Source organism: Massilia sp. R2A-15 (assembly GCF_030704305.1).
Taxonomy (GTDB): Bacteria; Pseudomonadota; Gammaproteobacteria; order Burkholderiales; family Burkholderiaceae_D; genus JAFCUW01.
In genome coordinates, this window is record NZ_CP131935.1 from 4569690 (window position 1) to 4586699 (window position 17010).

General features: G+C 66.1%; 9 protein-coding genes. 7 read left to right on the top strand and 2 right to left on the bottom strand.

Features of this window, described 5'->3' with window-relative positions:
* Nucleotides 1-123: 123 nt before the first annotated feature.
* Nucleotides 124-2466 (bottom strand): Tex family protein, encoded by a 2343-nt coding sequence (locus Q4S45_RS21100; RefSeq protein ID WP_305507360.1) that lies wholly within the window; start codon nt 2464-2466, stop codon nt 124-126.
* A 111-nt stretch (nt 2467-2577) separates the two neighbouring features.
* Here Q4S45_RS21100 and Q4S45_RS21105 point away from each other — a divergent pair, with 111 nt between their 5' ends.
* Nucleotides 2578-2976, top strand: coding sequence for a GFA family protein (locus Q4S45_RS21105; RefSeq protein WP_305507361.1), 399 nt, complete (start codon nt 2578-2580; stop codon nt 2974-2976).
* A 72-nt stretch (nt 2977-3048) separates the two neighbouring features.
* On the opposite strand, the gene Q4S45_RS21110 is transcribed toward Q4S45_RS21105, so the two are convergent.
* A complete protein-coding gene (locus Q4S45_RS21110) occupies nt 3049-4122 on the bottom strand; it encodes a DUF4114 domain-containing protein (protein ID WP_305507362.1) in 1074 nt (357 codons plus the stop codon).
* Between the two features lie 442 nt (nt 4123-4564).
* Between Q4S45_RS21110 and Q4S45_RS21115 the strand changes: the two genes are divergently transcribed.
* From Q4S45_RS21115 to Q4S45_RS21140, 6 genes are all read left to right on the top strand, one after another.
* Nucleotides 4565-7672 carry a DEAD/DEAH box helicase gene (locus tag Q4S45_RS21115; protein WP_305512169.1) on the top strand — a complete coding sequence of 1036 codons (3108 nt, stop codon included), beginning with the start codon at nt 4565-4567 and terminating at the stop codon, nt 7670-7672.
* A gap of 8 nt (nt 7673-7680) precedes the next feature.
* Entirely contained in the window at nt 7681-8823 is a 1143-nt protein-coding gene (locus Q4S45_RS21120) for a PAS domain-containing sensor histidine kinase (RefSeq protein WP_305507363.1), read from the top strand.
* 27 nt (nt 8824-8850) lie between these two features.
* Entirely contained in the window at nt 8851-9534 is a 684-nt protein-coding gene (locus tag Q4S45_RS21125) for a response regulator transcription factor (protein WP_305507364.1), read from the top strand.
* 99 nt (nt 9535-9633) lie between these two features.
* Nucleotides 9634-10335 (top strand): transposase, encoded by a 702-nt coding sequence (locus tag Q4S45_RS21130; RefSeq protein WP_305507365.1) that lies wholly within the window; start codon nt 9634-9636, stop codon nt 10333-10335.
* 279 nt (nt 10336-10614) lie between these two features.
* A complete protein-coding gene (locus Q4S45_RS21135; RefSeq protein WP_305507366.1) occupies nt 10615-15330 on the top strand; it encodes a glutamate synthase-related protein in 4716 nt (1571 codons plus the stop codon).
* Between the two features lie 115 nt (nt 15331-15445).
* Complete coding sequence (locus Q4S45_RS21140) at nt 15446-16909, top strand: glutamate synthase subunit beta (RefSeq protein ID WP_305507367.1); 1464 nt, start codon at nt 15446-15448, stop codon at nt 16907-16909.
* Nucleotides 16910-17010: the final 101 nt, after the last annotated feature.

A 17010-nucleotide genomic window follows, 5' to 3' on the forward strand; every position in this document is an offset into this window, starting at 1 on the left:
TGAAGTGCTCTCTCCCCGCCGGGACGCGTGCGATATAACTTTAAAGGGTCATGTAGCTTTTGCAGAGCAGATGAGGGACGCACAGGCGGGGTCAGGTCTGCAAGACCAGACCCCGGTACTCGCTTACTTGCGTAGCTTGGCGAAAGCGGCCGCCATGCTGCCCGACGGCTCGGGCGCGCGCTGCTTCTGGTGCTGCGCCATGCGCTTGCTGTCGTTCCGGTCGGCGCGCTGCTCCGGCCGGGCGCCCGGCTGCGGCGCGCTATCGGTCAGGCGCATGGTCAGCGCGATGCGTTTGCGCTTCTCGTCGACTTCAAGCACCTTCACGCGCACTACCTGGCCCGCCTTGACCACCGTGTGCGGATCCTTGACGAAGGTGTTCGACAGCGCCGAGATGTGCACCAGCCCGTCCTGGTGCACGCCAATGTCGACGAAAGCGCCGAACGCCGCCACGTTGGTCACTACGCCCTCGAGGATCATGTCCGGCCGCAGGTCGCGGATCTCCTCGACGCCTTCCTTGAAGGTCGCGGTGGTGAATTCAGGACGCGGATCGCGGCCCGGCTTCTCCAGCTCCTTCAGGATGTCGGTGATGGTCGGCACGCCGAACTTTTCGTCGGCGTACCGCGCCGGGTTCAGGGTTTTCAGCAGTCCGGCGTCGCCGATCACCGCCTTCATGTCCTTCTTGATGTCGGCCAGGATCTTCTCGACCAGCGGGTACGACTCTGGGTGCACCGCGGAGGCGTCGAGCGGGTTCTCGCCGCCCATCACGCGCAAGAAGCCGGCGGCCTGCTCGAAGGTCTTGTCGCCCAGGCGCGGCACGGCTTTCAGCGCCGCGCGCGAGGCGAACGCGCCCTTCATGTCGCGGTAGGTCACGATGCTCTGGGCGACGCTCGACGACAGGCCCGACACGCGCGCCAGCAGCGGCGCCGACGCCGTGTTGACGTCCACGCCGACCGCGTTGACGCAATCCTCGACCACGGCGTCGAGCGAGCGCGCCAGCTGGCTTTGCGACACGTCGTGCTGGTACTGGCCGACGCCGATCGACTTCGGATCGATTTTCACCAGTTCGGCCAGAGGGTCCTGCAGGCGGCGCGCGATCGATACCGCGCCGCGCAGCGACACGTCCATGTCGGGCAGTTCGCGCGAGGCGAATTCGGAGGCCGAGTACACCGAGGCGCCGGCTTCCGACACGACGATCTTGGTCAGCTTCAGTTCCGGGCGCTGGCGGATCAGGTCCTGGGCCAGCTTGTCGGTCTCGCGCGAGGCGGTGCCGTTGCCGATCGAGATCAGCGACACGTTGTGCTTGGCCGCGAGTTGTCCCAGCAAGTGCAGCGAGCCGTCCCAGTCGTTCTTCGGCTGGTGCGGATAGATCACGGCGGTGTCGACCACCTTGCCGGTGGCGTCGACCACCGCCACCTTGACGCCGGTGCGCAGGCCGGGATCGAGGCCCATGGTGGCGCGCGGGCCGGCTGGCGCGGCCAGCAGCAGGGCCTTGAGGTTCAGCGCGAACACGTTGATCGCGTCGAGTTCGGCCTTTTCGCGCAGGGCGCCCATCAACTCGGTCTCGAGGTGCATGAAGCTCTTCACGCGCCAGGTCCAGCGGGCCGTGTCGGCCAGCCACTTGTCGGCCGGGCGGCCCAGGTTCTTGATGCCGAAGCGCGCGGCGATGCGGCCTTCGCACGGGTTGTGCGGCGCGTCCCACTTGGGCTTCTCGGGCTCGGTGTCGAGGCGCAGGGTGACGTCGAGGATGCCTTCGCGGCGCCCGCGCAGCAGTGCCAGCGCGCGGTGCGAAGGCACGGTGCCGATCGTCTCAGAGTAGGCGAAGTAGTCGGCGAACTTTTCGCCTTCTTCCTGCTTGCCCTCGACGACCTTCGATTCGACCACGCCATGTTCGCGCACGTATTCGCGCAGCGACTGCAGCAAGGTGGCGTCTTCGGCGAAGCGCTCCATCAGGATCTGGCGCGCGCCGTCAAGGGCCGCCTTGGCGTCGGCCACGCCAGGGTTATTGCCGTCGTCGCTGGTGAAGGCCTCGCGCAGGTATTTGGCGGCTTCCAGCTCCGGATTGATGGTCGGATCGGCCAGCAGGCCGTCGGCCAGCGGCGCCAGGCCCGCCTCGATCGCGATCTGCGCCTTGGTGCGGCGTTTCTGCTTGTACGGCAGATAGAGGTCCTCGAGGCGGGTCTTGTCCTCGGCGTGGGTGACGGCGTCCAGCAGCGCCGGCGTCATCTTGTTCTGTTCGGTGATCGACGCGATGATCGCGGCGCGCCGGTCTTCGAGCTCGCGCAGGTAGCGCAGGCGCTCTTCGAGCAGGCGCAGCTGGATGTCGTCGAGGCCGCCGGTCGCTTCCTTGCGGTAACGCGCGATGAACGGCACGGTGGCGCCTTCGTCGAGGAGGGCGATGGCGGCGGCGACCTGCGCCGGCTTGGCGGCGAGTTCGAGGGCGAGGCGTTGTTCGATAGAAGGGAGCATGGGCACATCCTGGTGAGTCGAGGCAGGGATGATACCCAATCGCGTGGAATGCGCCAGTCTTGACAGCGTAAACTACCTGTGCGGGAAGTCGGTTTGCCGGGGGAGACAATCATGCTGACGGGCGGATGTTATTGCAAAGCTATCAGGTACCGCGTTTCGGGACGAATTTTCGACGCGACTATCTGCCACTGCGAAATGTGCCGCGGGACGACCGGGGCGCCGTGCGTCGCGTGGTTCAGCGTGGCCTCGAACGAATTTGCCCTGCTGGCCGGCGCGCCGGCATCGTTCCGCTCGAGTGATCATGCGACGCGAACGTTTTGCCCCACCTGCGGCACCCAGCTCACGTTTCGCGACGATGCCAGGCCGGACGAGACCGACGTGACTATCTGCAGCCTGGATGATCCGAACATGATCGCGCCGCAAGACCACACCTTCACGCGCAGCCAGGCTGGATGGTTGAAGCTGGCGGACGGTTTGCCGCGTTTTACGCTCAGCCGCGCCGAAGGCTGACTTGAAAAACCGGGCTCAGCCCAACTAATCCGGTCCCGGGGTGGGCGGCGGCGCTGGCGTGGGGTGAAGCGGTCAGGCCTTTTTCAGTCCGCCCGGGTTGAGCGTGCCGGTGCTCGGCGAATTGTCGCGGCCCGCGCCCTTGCCCGGATTGGTGCCGTCGCCCAGGCCCGAGCGGTTGTCCTTGGCGGCCGGGGCCGGCGCCGGGGTTTCCACCGGCTTGGCCTTGGCCTTGAGTTGCGCCGCCGCTTTCGCTTCCGCCGCCGCGGCCGCCTTCGCCGCAGCCGCGGCCTTGGCTTCCGCTTCCTTGGCCGCCTTGGCGTCGGCCGCCGCCTGCTTTGCCGCGGCCGCATCGGCTTTCGCCTTCTCGGCCGCAGTCGCCTTGGCGGCGCCCGGGTTGTCGGTACCAATGTTCGGCGAATTGACCTTGCCGCCGCCCTGGCCTGGATTGCTGCCGTCGCCCAGGCCGGAATGGTTGGTCTTCGGGTCCGGCACCGCCACGGGCGCCTGCGCCGGCACGTTGCGCACCTTGATGATGGCGTCGTTGAAGTCGCGGTCGCCGCCGCCCTGCAGGTCTTCGAAGCCGATCTGCACGCCGCCGTCGGCCGTGCCGCTCATCTTCGCGTGCTCGATGTTGTCGCTGTTCCCGGAGGCGGCGCCGGCCTTGAAGAAATTGCCCTGGCCGTTGTCGATGCCGAACTGGATTTTGGTGCCGGCCGCGAATGTGCCCAGGTCGACCGATCCGGTCTTGTTGTCGACGCCGATGTATTGCCTGGTCTTGAAATTGTCGGTCGAGTAGAAGATCTTGTTGTCGTAACCCGAGTCGGACGCCTGGATGTCGACCACCACATGGCCGCTGCCGGCGATGACGCCGCCGGCGGTCATTTCCAGGCCGTCCGGCTTCTCGCTGGCCACGCTCGCGGCCGGGGCGGCGCCGGCGACCTTGCCGGCCGGCGTGTACAGCCCGAGTTCCGGCTTGGCCGCGGCGGCGCCGAGCGTGACCGTGGACGCGGGCGTCTTCGCCGCCGCCGGCGCCTTGGGCGCTACCGCCTTGGCTGCCTTGGCCGCTTCGGCGGCGTTCGCTTTGATCGCTTTTGCCGCCTCGGCGGCTGCCTTGCCGGCGGCGGCGTTGCTTTGTACGGTAGTCATGATTGGCGTTCCCACGGGGGGTGTTTGGTATGGAGGGAACTATAACAGGCATTACTTTGCGGAAATTATTCCCCACAGGGAATTTCTGGTGTATGTTGGCCTGTGTCAACACTTTCACAGCCGGCTGGAGGCCTTGCGTAGCGGCAAAACAACATGCCGCTGGCGCCAATGCCACGGCAGCCCGGTGCGCATACACCCGAATCGCCGCAAGCGCGCTGATCAGAGCGGCTTGTCTTGACGGCGGTTTGGGGTGATGATGACAGACCAGCGCACGGGAAAACCTGCCGCCGGCGGACAGCGCGATGCTTGCGTGGCGGGGGTTTGTTGATTTTTGTAATCTTTTTCTCGGTCGTACGATTCCGCACAAAACAAGTCGGGGCGAATGAAGCATAATACCGGGTCTTGTCTTTTTTGATACAGAATGCAAAGAACAATGCACACAATGGATTTGATGCGCGACGACTCCAGCGATGCGCCGGCCGCCCCAGCGGCCCAGCCGTCCGCGCCGGCCGCGCCGCTGGCGGCCCCGGTGGCCAGCTGGCTGCAGCGGGTCGACGCCGCCGCGCACCCGCGCCCGAAACTGAGCGCCGAGATCAAGGATCCGAAGCTGGCGCAGTTCAAGTTCGTTTATGTGCTGGCCCCCACCAGCGGCGGCCGCCATGTGGCCCTGTGCCTGTGCAAGGCGCGCCTGCGCCCGAACGGCGACGTGGCCGCGGCCAGCCCGGTCAGCGAGGTGTTCTCGCTGCTGTCGGCCCCGCCCGCCTATCTCGAAGGCGACGACGAGGACCTGGTGCGCTTCTTCATCGCCATGCGCAGCGGCGCCCAGCAAAGCAGCAGCGCCACCGAGCCCAAGGGCAAAATCGGCGCGATCCTGCTGCAGATGCTGCTGGAGCAAGACAAATTACTGTGGGCTAATTCCTGGCCCGATATGTCGAACGGCCTGGTCTATCCGCTGCAGGCCGGCCCGGTGCGCAAGGCCAACCTGGTCTGGCGCGACGAGGGCCGCACCGCCCGCCTCGGCTGGCAGGTCGAGCCGGCGCCCGGCGCCACCCACAGCGCCGCCGACCAGATCGACTACATGCTGCCGACGGATCCGCCGTGGTACATCGACAACCTGTCGTGCGGCGCGCTGGACCTGAACCGCGGCGGCGTCGACATCTCGCTGGCCGAGCTGCAGGCGCTGGTGGCCCAGGCGCCGGCGCTGACCGGCAGCGACAAGCGCCGCGTCTCGCAGCTGCTGCTGGCGCACGGCCTGCAGCAGCTGATGCCGCTGCCCCAGCCGCTGACCCAGCGCATGCGCAACGACGTCACGCCGCGCCCCTACCTGCTGCTCGACTCGGTCCAGCTGGCCGACGGCGCCACACAGCGCTGGCACGACATGGCCGTGCTGTCCTATGACTACGACGGCGAGCGCGTCTCGTTCGACCCGGCCCAGCGCGTGGTGCGCCAGATCGGCGACGTCACCGAGGTGATCGCGCGCGATTCCGCCGCCGAGGCCGCCGCGCTGGCGACCCTGAACGCGCTCGGCTTCCGCAAGCCGTCCACGCCGCCGCTGAATGGCCTGGCCGGCGCCCTGCAGCTCGACAGCCAGGCGCACTGGATCCGATTCGCCCAGGGCGACCTCGACACCCTGGCCGCCGGCGGCTGGCAGCTCAAGCGCTCGAAAACCTACCGCTACGACGTGGTCGCGGTGGAAGACTGGTACGCCGACATCGACCAGCCGGCCGAGGCGGGCAATGCCTGGTTCGAGCTGGAATTGGGCATCGTGGTCAACCAGAAGCGGGTGCCACTGCTGCCGGTGCTGGTGCAGCTGATCCGCAGCGCGCCGGCCGATTTCGACCCGGACGTGCTGGCCGCCCACGCCGACACCGACCAGATGCTCGCGCCCCTGCCCGACGGCCTGCGCGTGGCGCTGCCGTGGGGCCGACTGAAGCCCATCCTCGCCACCCTCGGCGAGCTGTATTTCAGCGACAAGATCAAGAACAAGGTGCGCCTGTCCACCCTCGACGCGGCCCGCCTCGAAGACCTGGCGCGCGGCACGGAATTGCGCTGGACCGGCGGCGAGCAGCTGCGCGAGACCGGCCGCAAGCTCAGCCTGTTCGGCTCGGTGCAGAAGGTGCCGGCGCCAGGCGGCCTGCAAGCCACCCTGCGCGACTACCAGGCCGACGGCCTGGCCTGGATGCAGTTCCTGCGCGAGTACGATCTGGCCGGCATCCTGGCCGACGACATGGGCCTGGGCAAGACGGTGCAGACCCTGGCCCACATCCTGGTCGAGAAGGAAGCCGGCCGCCTGACCAGCCCGGCGCTGGTGATCGCCCCGACCAGCCTGATGACCAACTGGCAGGACGAGGCCGCCAAATTCGCGCCAGGCCTGAAGGTGCTGCTGCTGCAAGGCAAGGAGCGGCTCGAGCTGTTCGACCAGATCGACAACGTCGACCTGGTGCTGACCACCTACGCGCTGCTGCCGCGCGACGAGGAAAAGCTGCGCGAGCACGCCTACCACCTGGTCATCCTGGACGAATCGCACTACATCAAGAACAACCGCTCCAAGGCGGCCCAGAGCGCCGGACTGCTCAATGCGCGCCACCGCCTGTGCCTGACCGGCACGCCGCTCGAGAACCACCTGGGCGAACTGTGGTCGCAGTTCCACTTCCTGCTGCCGGGCCTGCTGGGCGACGAGAAGACCTTCAACAGCCAGTTCCGCCATCCGATCGAGCGCCAGGACGACCCGCTGCGCCGGGCCCTGCTGAACCGCCGCATCCGGCCCTTCCTGCTGCGCCGGACCAAGGACAACGTCGCCAAGGAACTGCCGCCGAAGACCGAAATGGTGCGCAAGGTAGAACTGTCCGGCGCCCAGCGCGACCTGTACGAAACCGTGCGCCTGGCGATGGACAAGAAGGTGCGCGACGAGATCGACAAGAAGGGCGTGGCGCGCAGCCAGATCGTGATCCTCGAGGCGCTGCTCAAGCTGCGCCAGGTGTGCTGCGATCCGCGCCTGGTCAAGGCGCTGCCGGCGCGCAAGAAGGACAGCGGCTCGGCCAAGCTGCTCGACCTGATGCAGATGGTGGACGACCTGCTCGACGAAGGCCGCAAGATCCTGGTGTTCTCGCAATTCACCAGCATGCTCGAGCTGATCCAGCAGGAACTCGACGCGCGCCGTATCCCGTTCGCGCTGCTGACCGGCGAAACCAAGGACCGCGCGGCCCAGGTCGCCGCGTTCCAGCAGGGCGCCGTGCCGATTTTCCTGATCAGCCTGAAGGCCGGCGGCGTCGGCCTGAACCTGACCGCGGCCGATACCGTGATCCACTACGATCCGTGGTGGAATCCGGCGGCCGAGCAGCAGGCCACCGACCGCGCCTGGCGCATCGGCCAGGACAAGCCGGTGTTCGTCTACAAGCTGATCGCCAAGGGCACGCTGGAAGAGAAGATCCAGCTGCTGCAGCAGAAGAAGTCCGACCTGGCGCAGTCGATCCTGGCCGACGGCGAGTCGCAGAAGCTGGTGCTGACCCAGGAAGACTTGCAAGCCATTTTCGCTCCACTCGAGGAATAAGGGACCCCATGACGCCAGGCGCCGCCGACCAGTTTCGCACCATTGCCGAGATCGGAGGCGACGTCGCCTGCATCGTCGATTGCCGCACCGGCGAGCCCACCTACATCAGCGCCTCGGTGGAACAGCTGGTTGGCTACAGCCCCGACGAGCTGCGCGGCCAGATGGCCGGCGGCGCGCTTGTGCCGGTAATGGCGGGCCTGCCGGCGCGCCTGGCGCGCTTCGTCGCCGGCGACCTGAGCCGCCTGAAGCTGGTGCGCGAATTCGACTTCCCGCATCGCGACGGCCACCTTGTCCCGGTGGAAATCATCTCCAGCGTGCTGGTCGACCAGGCCGGCCAGCCGTCCGTGCTCGTCGGCCTGATCCGCGACCTGTCGGCGCGCCGCGAGCATGAGGCCGGCCGGCGCCGCTTTGCCAGCATGCTCAACCACGAATTCCGCACGCCGCTGTCGACCATCGACGGCGCCATCCAGCGGCTGGAAGTGACCGGCGCCGATGCCGACCAGCCCACGCGCGAGCGCTACCGCCGCATCTCGGCCGCGGTCGAACGCCTGATCGGCATGCTCGACCAGTACCTGTCGCCGGACCGGGTCGAGGCCAGCGGCACCGTGCGCCGCACCGACAGCATCAATCCGCGCCGGCTGCTGGAAGAAGGCGCCCTGCTCGCGCGCGCGGCCGGGCGCCACGCAACGCTGGCGCTGGGCGACCTGCCGGACACGCTGCGCGGCGAGCCGCAGGGCTTGCGGCTGGCGCTGAAGGTGCTGGTCGACAACGCGTTGCAGTATTCGCCGGCCGGCACGCCGATCGCCCTGTCGGGCCAGCGCACCGAGGGCGGCATCGAGTTGCGGGTGCGCGACCACGGCGCCGGCGTGCCCGAGGGCGAAACCGAACTCATCTTCGCCAAGTCGCGGCGCGGCAGCAATGCCGGCGCGCGGCCCGGCTCCGGCCTCGGCCTGTACATGGCGCGTTCGGTGGTCGAAGTCCACGGCGGCACGGTCGGCGTCGAGCCGGCCGGTGCGGAAGGCGCCGTGTTCACAATCTTCCTGCCAATACGTGAGTCTTCCGGGAAACTTGTTGCATCATCTGGTGACACAAGTGATAATTCCGGTAACAAAATTAGGTTGGCACTGGGCCCCGACAATGCCCAGCCTTAATGAGACAAAAAACAACACGACCAACCCATGACGCAGATACTGATCGTTGAAGACAACGGCGAATACGCCGGAGACATGGCGGAGTTCCTGGTGGAGCTCAATCATGATGTCACGATCGCCACGACCGCCGCAGAAATGTGGGCCGCGCTGACCAAGACGCCGACCGCAGTGGTCGTGCTCGACCTCGGTTTGCCCGACGAAGATGGCTTCAACGTCATTCCCCGCATGCGCCAGCTGTACCCCGAGATCGGGCTGCTGGTGCTGACCGGCAGGGTCGCGTTCGACAACCGCATCCTCGGCTTGCGCCTCGGCGCCGACCACTACCTGACCAAGCCGATCAAGTTTCCCGAGCTGGCCGCCCACATTGAGGCGCTCGACCGGCGCGTGCGTCCGCAGGAAGCGGCGCTGCCGGCGCCGACCAAGTGGACCCTGCGCGTGAGCGCGCGCCAGCTGGAACTGTCGGGCAGCGTCATCGATCTGACGGAAAAAGAGTGCAACTTCCTGCATCTGCTGACCATTAATACCCGTCCGGTGCCGCGCCAGGTGATCGTGGCCGGCATGGGCGGCGACGACCCCGACGCCAGCCGCCGGGTCGACATGCTGGTGTACCGCCTGCGCAAGAAGGCGCGCAGCGGCCTGGGCCAGGACCTGCCGCTGCGCAGTGCCTACGGCGAGGGATACAGCCTGTCGGCCGGTTTCACCCTGCTGTGAACGTAAATAGGGACAGGGTCAGCCCAAATTTGGCCTTTCTTAAAATCAATTAGGGACAGGGTGGTGTAGAATCGGGATTTCCGCCCGATTTACACCGCCATGGCCCGTCTTCCCCGCCTCGTCGTCCCCCTTCAAGCCCACCACGTGGTCCAGCACGGCCATGACCATCAGGCGATTTTCCGCGAGCCGGAGGATTACGATCGCTTTCTCGGCTGGCTGCGCGACAGCGCGAAGGCGTACAAGGTCGCGATCCACGCCTACGTGCTGATGCCGTCCCAGCTGCAGCTGCTGGCCACTCCGTCGGACGAGGACGGGCTGGCGCTGGCGCTGCAGCGCGTCGGCCGCTACTACGTTCCCTGGTACAACGCCAAATACGGGCGCTCCGGTAGCCTGTTCCAGGGCCGCTTCAAGACCTCGGTGATCGAGGCGCCGGCCTTCCTGATGCAATGCAGTCAATACATCGAATTGACGCCGGTGCGCGCGCACGCCGCCGCAGATGCGCTCGCGTATCCGTGGTCGAGCTACGCGCATCACGCGGGTGTGAGGCCCGATCCGGTGATCACCGACCATGGGCTGTACTGGGCGCTGGGGAACACGCCGTTCCAACGCGAGGCGGCGTACAAGGAACTGGCAGAGCGCGGACTGAGCGGGGCGCAACTGGCCGCGATCGAGCAGGCGGTGCTCAAGGGCTGGCCGTTGGGGTCGGATGCGTTCAAGGTCGATTTGCAGAACAAGGCCAAGCGCCAGGTGCTGCCGGCCAAGCGCGGCAGGCCGTTCAAGGTCAAGCCGGCAGAGGGCTGATTCGTCAGCGATTCAAGCTCAGTATGGGTTCCTGCCTTCGCAGGAACGACGGTTTTATGGCCAACAACACTCGATCTGTCGTTCCAGCGAAGGCTGGAACCCATGCTGAGCAAGCGTTCCCGGACCAATCGCAAAAATCCGATCTACTCTGTCCCCATTTAAATTTGCCGCGCAACACGGCAAATTTAATTTGACTCCGACCCTAATTGTTCTAATTGACGGCTTCTGCTGCATTGCACTATTCTCGTTTTTCACCTGTCAAAGTTGTGGAGAACGCAAATGATTGCCCAAGGCTTGTACGACCCCTCCAACGAACACGATGCCTGCGGCGTTGGATTCATCGCCCACATCAAGGGCAACAAAAGCCACTCCATCATCGAGCAGGGCCTGCTGATCCTGAAAAACCTCGACCACCGCGGCGCCGTCGGGGCGGACAAGCTGATGGGCGACGGCGCCGGCATCCTGATCCAGATCCCCGACCAATACTACCGCGACGAAATGGCCAAGCAAGGCGTCGAACTGCCGCCGCCCGGCGAATACGGCGTCGGCATGGTGTTCCTGCCGAAGGAAAATGCCTCGCGCATCGCCTGCGAGCAGGAAATCGAACGCGCCGTGCGCATCGAAGGCCAGGTGATCCTCGGTTGGCGCAACGTGCCGATCGACGAAGCGATGCCGATGTCGCCGACCGTGCGCGCCAAGGAGCCGGTGATCCGCCAGATCTTCATCGGCCGCGGTCCGGACATCATGGTCACCGACGCGCTCGAGCGCAAACTGTACGTGATCCGCAAATCGTCCGGCCACGCGATCCAGGCGCTGAAGCTCATTCACGGCAAGGAGTTCTTCGTGCCGTCGATGTCGGCCCGCACCATCGTCTACAAGGGCCTGCTGCTGGCCGACCAGGTGGGCGTGTACTACAAGGACCTGCAAGACCCGCGCTGCATCTCGGCGCTGGCGCTGGTGCACCAGCGCTTCTCCACCAACACCTTCCCCGAGTGGCCGCTGGCCCACCCGTACCGCCTGATCGCCCACAACGGCGAGATCAACACCGTCAAGGGCAACTTCAACTGGATGCGCGCGCGCGAAGGCGTGATGAAGTCGGCCGTGCTGGGCGACGACCTGGGCAAGCTGTTCCCGCTGATTTACGAAGGCCAGTCCGACACCGCCTGCTTCGACAACGCGCTCGAACTGCTGATCATGTCCGGCTACCCGATCGCCCAGGCGATGATGATGATGATCCCGGAAGCGTGGGAGAACCATACGCTGATGGACGACAACCGCAAGGCCTTCTACGAGTACTATGCGTCGATGATGGAGCCGTGGGACGGCCCGGCCGCGATGGCCTTCACCGACGGCCGCCACATCGGCGGCACCCTGGACCGCAACGGCTTGCGGCCGGCGCGCTACATCGTCACCGACGACGACCTGGTGGTGATGGCGTCCGAGTCCGGCGTGCTGCCGATCCCCGAATCGAAGATCATCCAGAAGTGGCGCCTCCAGCCGGGCAAGATGTTCCTGATCGACCTCGAAGCGGGCCGCATCATCGACGACAAGGAACTGAAGGACACCTACGCCAACGCCAAGCCGTACAAGGCCTGGATCAATTCTGTGCGCATCAAGCTGGGCGAAATGAAGCTGTCCGAAAGCCAGCTGGCGCACAACCGTGCGAAAGACACGCCGGCGCAGGGCGAGAAGCCCGCCACCACCGTGCTCGATCGCCAGCAGGCGTTCGGCTACACCCAGGAAGACCTCAAGTTCCTGATGGCGCCGATGGCGCTGCTGGGCGAGGAAGCCACCGGCTCGATGGGCAACGACTCGCCGCTGGCGGTGATGTCGAACAAGCTCAAACCTCTGTATAACTACTTCAAGCAGCTGTTCGCCCAGGTGACCAACCCGCCGATCGACCCGATCCGCGAGGCGATGGTGATGTCGCTGGTGTCCTTCATCGGCCCCAAGCCGAACCTGCTCGACACGAACAACGTCAACCCGCCGATGCGCCTCGAAGTGTCGCAGCCGGTGCTGGGCTTTAACGACATGGTGCGCCTGCGCGGCATCAGCGCGCACACCGGCGGCAAGTTCAAGTCGTACGAGCTGAATATTTGCTACCCGGTCGCGTGGGGCAAGGAAGGCATCGAAGCCTCGCTCGCCTCGCTGTGTGCCGAAGCGGTCGATGCCGTCAAGTCCGGCCACAATATCCTGATCGTGTCCGACCGCGCGGTATCGAGCGCGCAAGTGGCGATTCCCGCGCTGCTGGCCACCTCCACCATCCACCAGCACCTGGTCGGCCGCGGCCTGCGCGCCTCCACCGGCCTGGTGGTGGAAACCGGCTCCGCGCGCGAGACCCATCACTTCGCGCTGCTGGCCGGCTACGGCGCCGAAGCCGTGCACCCCTACCTGGCGATGGAGACCCTGGTCGAACTGTCGCAAGGCCTGGCCGGCGACCTGTCGGGCGACACCGCCATCTACAACTACACCAAGGCGATCGGCAAGGGCCTGCTGAAGGTGATGTCGAAGATGGGCATCTCCACCTACATGTCGTACTGCGGCGCGCAGATCTTCGAGGCGGTCGGCCTGAACAAGTCGCTGGTCGACAAATACTTCCGCGGCACCGCCTCGGGCGTCGAAGGCATCGGCGTGTTCGAAGTGGCCGAGGAAGCGCTGCGCCTGCACAGCCTCGCGTTCGGCAACGACCCGCTGCTGGAAGAGAACCTCGACACCGGCGGCGAGTACGCCTACCGCGTTCGCGGCGAAGACCACATGTGGACGCCGGACGCGATCGCCAAGCTGCAGCATTCGACCCGCGCCAACAACTTCAACAGCTACAAGGAATACGCGCAGATCATCAACGACCAGAGCCGCCGCCACCTGACCCTGCGCGGCCTGTTCGAGTTCAAGCTCGATCCATCGAAGGCGATCGCCATCGACGAAGTGGAGCCGGCCAAGGAAATCGTCAAGCGCTTCGCCACCGGCGCGATGTCGCTGGGCTCGATCAGTACCGAAGCCCACGCCACGCTGGCGATCGCGATGAACCGTATCGGCGGCAAGTCCAACACCGGCGAAGGCGGCGAAGACCCGGCGCGCTACACCCAGGAGCTGAAGGGCATCCCGATCAAACAGGGCCAGACCATGTCGTCGGTGATCGGCGAGAAGAACGTCGTCGTCGACATTCCGCTGCAGGACGGCGACTCGCTGCGCTCGCGCATCAAGCAGGTCGCGTCGGGCCGCTTCGGCGTCACCGCGGAGTACCTCAACTCGGCCGACCAGATTCAGATCAAGATGGCGCAGGGCGCGAAACCCGGCGAAGGCGGCCAGCTGCCCGGCCACAAGGTCTCGGAATACATCGCCAGCCTGCGCTTCTCGGTGCCGGGCGTCGGCCTGATTTCGCCGCCGCCGCACCACGACATCTACTCGATCGAAGACCTGGCGCAGTTGATCCACGACCTGAAGAACGCCAACCCGCGCGCCTCGATCTCGGTCAAGCTGGTGTCGGAAGTGGGCATCGGCACGGTCGCCGCCGGCGTCACCAAGGCCAAGGCCGACCACGTGGTCGTCGCCGGCCATGACGGCGGCACCGGCGCCTCGCCGCTGTCGTCGGTCAAGCACGCCGGCACGCCGTGGGAGCTGGGCCTGGCCGAAACGCAACAGACGCTGGTCTTGAACGGCCTGCGCAGCCGCATCCGCGTGCAGGCCGATGGCCAGATGAAGACCGGCCGCGACGTGGTCATCGCAGCGATGCTCGGCGCCGACGAAATCGGTTTCGCCACCGCGCCGCTGGTGGTCGAGGGCTGCATCATGATGCGCAAGTGCCACCTGAACACCTGCCCGGTCGGCGTCGCCACGCAAGACCCGGTCCTGCGCGCGAAGTTCTCGGGCAAGCCGGAACACGTGGTCAACTACTTCTTCTTCGTCGCTGAGGAAGCGCGCCAGCTGATGGCGCAGCTGGGCATCCGCACCTTCGACGAATTGATCGGCCGCGCCGACCTGCTGGACAAGTCGAAGGCGATCACGCACTGGAAGGCGCAGGGCCTGGACTTCTCGGCGATCTTCTACCAGCCGCAAGTCAAGCCGGGCATGACCGTCTACCATACGGAAGGCCAGGAACACGGCCTGGAAAAGGCGCTCGACCACAAGCTGATCGCGCAGGCCAAGGCGGCGCTGGAAAAGGGCGAGCGCGTCTCGTTCATTTCGCCGGTGCGCAACGTCAACCGCACGGTGGGCACCATGTTGTCGGGCGAAGTGGCCAAGCGCTACGGCCATGCCGGCCTGCCGGACGACACCATCCACATCCAGCTGCAAGGCACGGCGGGGCAGTCGGCAGCTGCCTTCCTCGCCGCCGGCATCACGCTCGACCTGGTCGGCGAAGGCAACGACTACGTCGGCAAGGGCCTGTCGGGCGGGCGCATCATCGTGCGGCCGAACACCGAGTTCCGCGGCTGGGCGGTGGACAACATCATCGTCGGCAACACCGTTCTGTACGGCGCGATTTCCGGCGAGGCCTTCTTCAACGGCGTGGCCGGCGAGCGATTCGCGGTGCGCAATTCGGGCGCGACCGCGGTGGTCGAAGGCTGCGGCGACCATGGCTGCGAGTACATGACCGGCGGCACCGTCGTCGTGCTCGGCGCGACCGGGCGCAATTTCGCGGCCGGCATGTCGGGCGGCGTGGCGTATGTCTACGATCCGGCCGGCGACTTCGAGAAGCGCTGCAACACCACGATGGTCAACCTCGAGCGTGTCCATAGTGCCAAGGAACAGGGCGATATCGCCGGCTGGCACAGCCAGACCCGCGACGGCGAGCGCGAGTCGGACGAAGCGATCCTGAAGCGCCTGATCGAGCGCCACTTCAAGCACACCGGCAGCACTCGGGCGCGCTACCTGCTCGACAACTGGGCCGAGGGCCGCGCCAAGTTCGTCAAGGTCTTCCCGACCGAGTACAAGCGCGCGCTGGAAGAGATGCACAACAGCAGCATGGAAGAAGCGGCCGAGAAAATCGCCGCGTAAGCCGTCGCACCTGCGAAGGCAGGTGCCTATGCTGAACATGCGGTTCAGCGGATCACGCTCAGTATGGGTTCCCGCCTACGCGGGAACGACAGCGAAAAAATATAAAGGAATCATCGTGGGTAAAATCACCGGCTTCATGGAATTTCAGCGCCAGGACGAGGAATATCTGCCGGCGCCGGCGCGGGTCAAGAACTACCAGGAATTCGTGCTGCACCTGTCCGACCCGCAGGCCAAGGTGCAGGCGGCGCGCTGCATGGACTGCGGCATCCCCTTCTGCAACACCGGCTGCCCGGTCAACAACGTGATCCCGGACTGGAACGACCTGGTCTATCACGGCCACTACCGCGCCGCGCTCGACAATCTGCACTCGACCAACAACTTCCCCGAGTTCACCGGCCGCGTTTGCCCCGCGCCGTGCGAGTCGGCCTGCACGCTGGGCATCAACAGCGACCCGGTTGGGATCAAGTCGATCGAGCACAAGATCATCGACACCGGCTGGGAGCACGGGTGGGTGCTGCCGCAGCCGCCTGAAAAGCTGACCGGCAAGAAGGTCGCGGTGGTCGGCTCCGGCCCCGCCGGCCTGGCCGCGGCACAGCAGCTGGCGCGCGCCGGCCACGCCGTCACCGTCTTTGAAAAGAGCGACCGCGTGGGCGGCCTGCTGCGCTACGGTATCCCCGACTTCAAGATGGAGAAGTCGCACATCGACCTGCGCGTCAAGCAGATGGAGGCCGAAGGTGTGGTGTTCCGCACCAGCACCCTGATCGGCAAGGACTTCCCGGCGACGGTCAACAACTGGGCGAAGGAAACCATCTTCCCCGAAGACCTGGAAAAGGACTTCGACGCCATCATCCTCGCCGGCGGCGCCGAGCAGCCGCGCGACTTGCCGGTGCCGGGCCGCGAGCTGAAGGGCGTGCACTTCGCGATGGATTTCCTGCCGCTGCAGAACAAGGTCAACGCCGGCGACAAGGTCAAGGACCAGATCAAGGCCAATGGCAAGCACGTCGTCGTCATCGGCGGCGGCGACACGGGTTCCGACTGCGTAGGCACCTCGAACCGCCACGGCGCCGCGTCGGTGGCGCAGTTCGAACTGATGCCGCAGCCGCCGGAGCAGGAAAACAAGCCGCTGGTATGGCCGTACTGGCCGACCAAGCTGCGCACCTCGTCGTCGCACGAAGAAGGCTGCGAGCGCGATTGGGCGGTGGCGACCAAACGACTGGAAGGCAAGGGAGGCAAGGTCGAGAAGCTCATCGCCTGCAAGGTCGAATGGAAGGACGGCAAAATGACCGAGGTGCCGGATTCCGAATTCGAGATGAAGGCCGACCTGGTGCTGCTGGCGATGGGCTTCGTCTCTCCGGTGCAGCAGGTGCTGGATGCATTCGGCGTGGACAAGGACACCCGCGGCAATGCGCGCGCGACGACCGACGGGGAAGGTTGCTATGCGACGTCGGTGCCGAAGGTGTTCGCGGCGGGCGACATGCGGCGCGGGCAGTCGCTGGTGGTGTGGGCGATCCGCGAAGGCCGCCAGTGCGCGCGCGCCGTCGACGAGTTCCTGATGGGCAGCTCGGTTCTGCCGCGCTGATCGCAGCATCGACGACCAACATGGGGTCAGGTCCGCAAGACCAGACCCCGGCTGCGTGACGCGGCGCCTGCTCCATCGGGGTCTGGTCCTGCGGACCTGAC

Coding starts and splice junctions, on each gene's coding strand:
- Q4S45_RS21110 (WP_305507362.1), bottom strand. CDS start 4,122: ATGACTACCGTACAAAGCAACGCCGCCGCCGGCAAGGCAGCCGCCGAG.
- Q4S45_RS21130 (WP_305507365.1), top strand. CDS start 9,634: ATGGCCCGTCTTCCCCGCCTCGTCGTCCCCCTTCAAGCCCACCACGTG.
- Q4S45_RS21105 (WP_305507361.1), top strand. CDS start 2,578: ATGCTGACGGGCGGATGTTATTGCAAAGCTATCAGGTACCGCGTTTCG.
- Q4S45_RS21100 (WP_305507360.1), bottom strand. CDS start 2,466: ATGCTCCCTTCTATCGAACAACGCCTCGCCCTCGAACTCGCCGCCAAG.
- Q4S45_RS21120 (WP_305507363.1), top strand. CDS start 7,681: ATGACGCCAGGCGCCGCCGACCAGTTTCGCACCATTGCCGAGATCGGA.
- Q4S45_RS21135 (WP_305507366.1), top strand. CDS start 10,615: ATGATTGCCCAAGGCTTGTACGACCCCTCCAACGAACACGATGCCTGC.
- Q4S45_RS21125 (WP_305507364.1), top strand. CDS start 8,851: ATGACGCAGATACTGATCGTTGAAGACAACGGCGAATACGCCGGAGAC.
- Q4S45_RS21115 (WP_305512169.1), top strand. CDS start 4,565: ATGGATTTGATGCGCGACGACTCCAGCGATGCGCCGGCCGCCCCAGCG.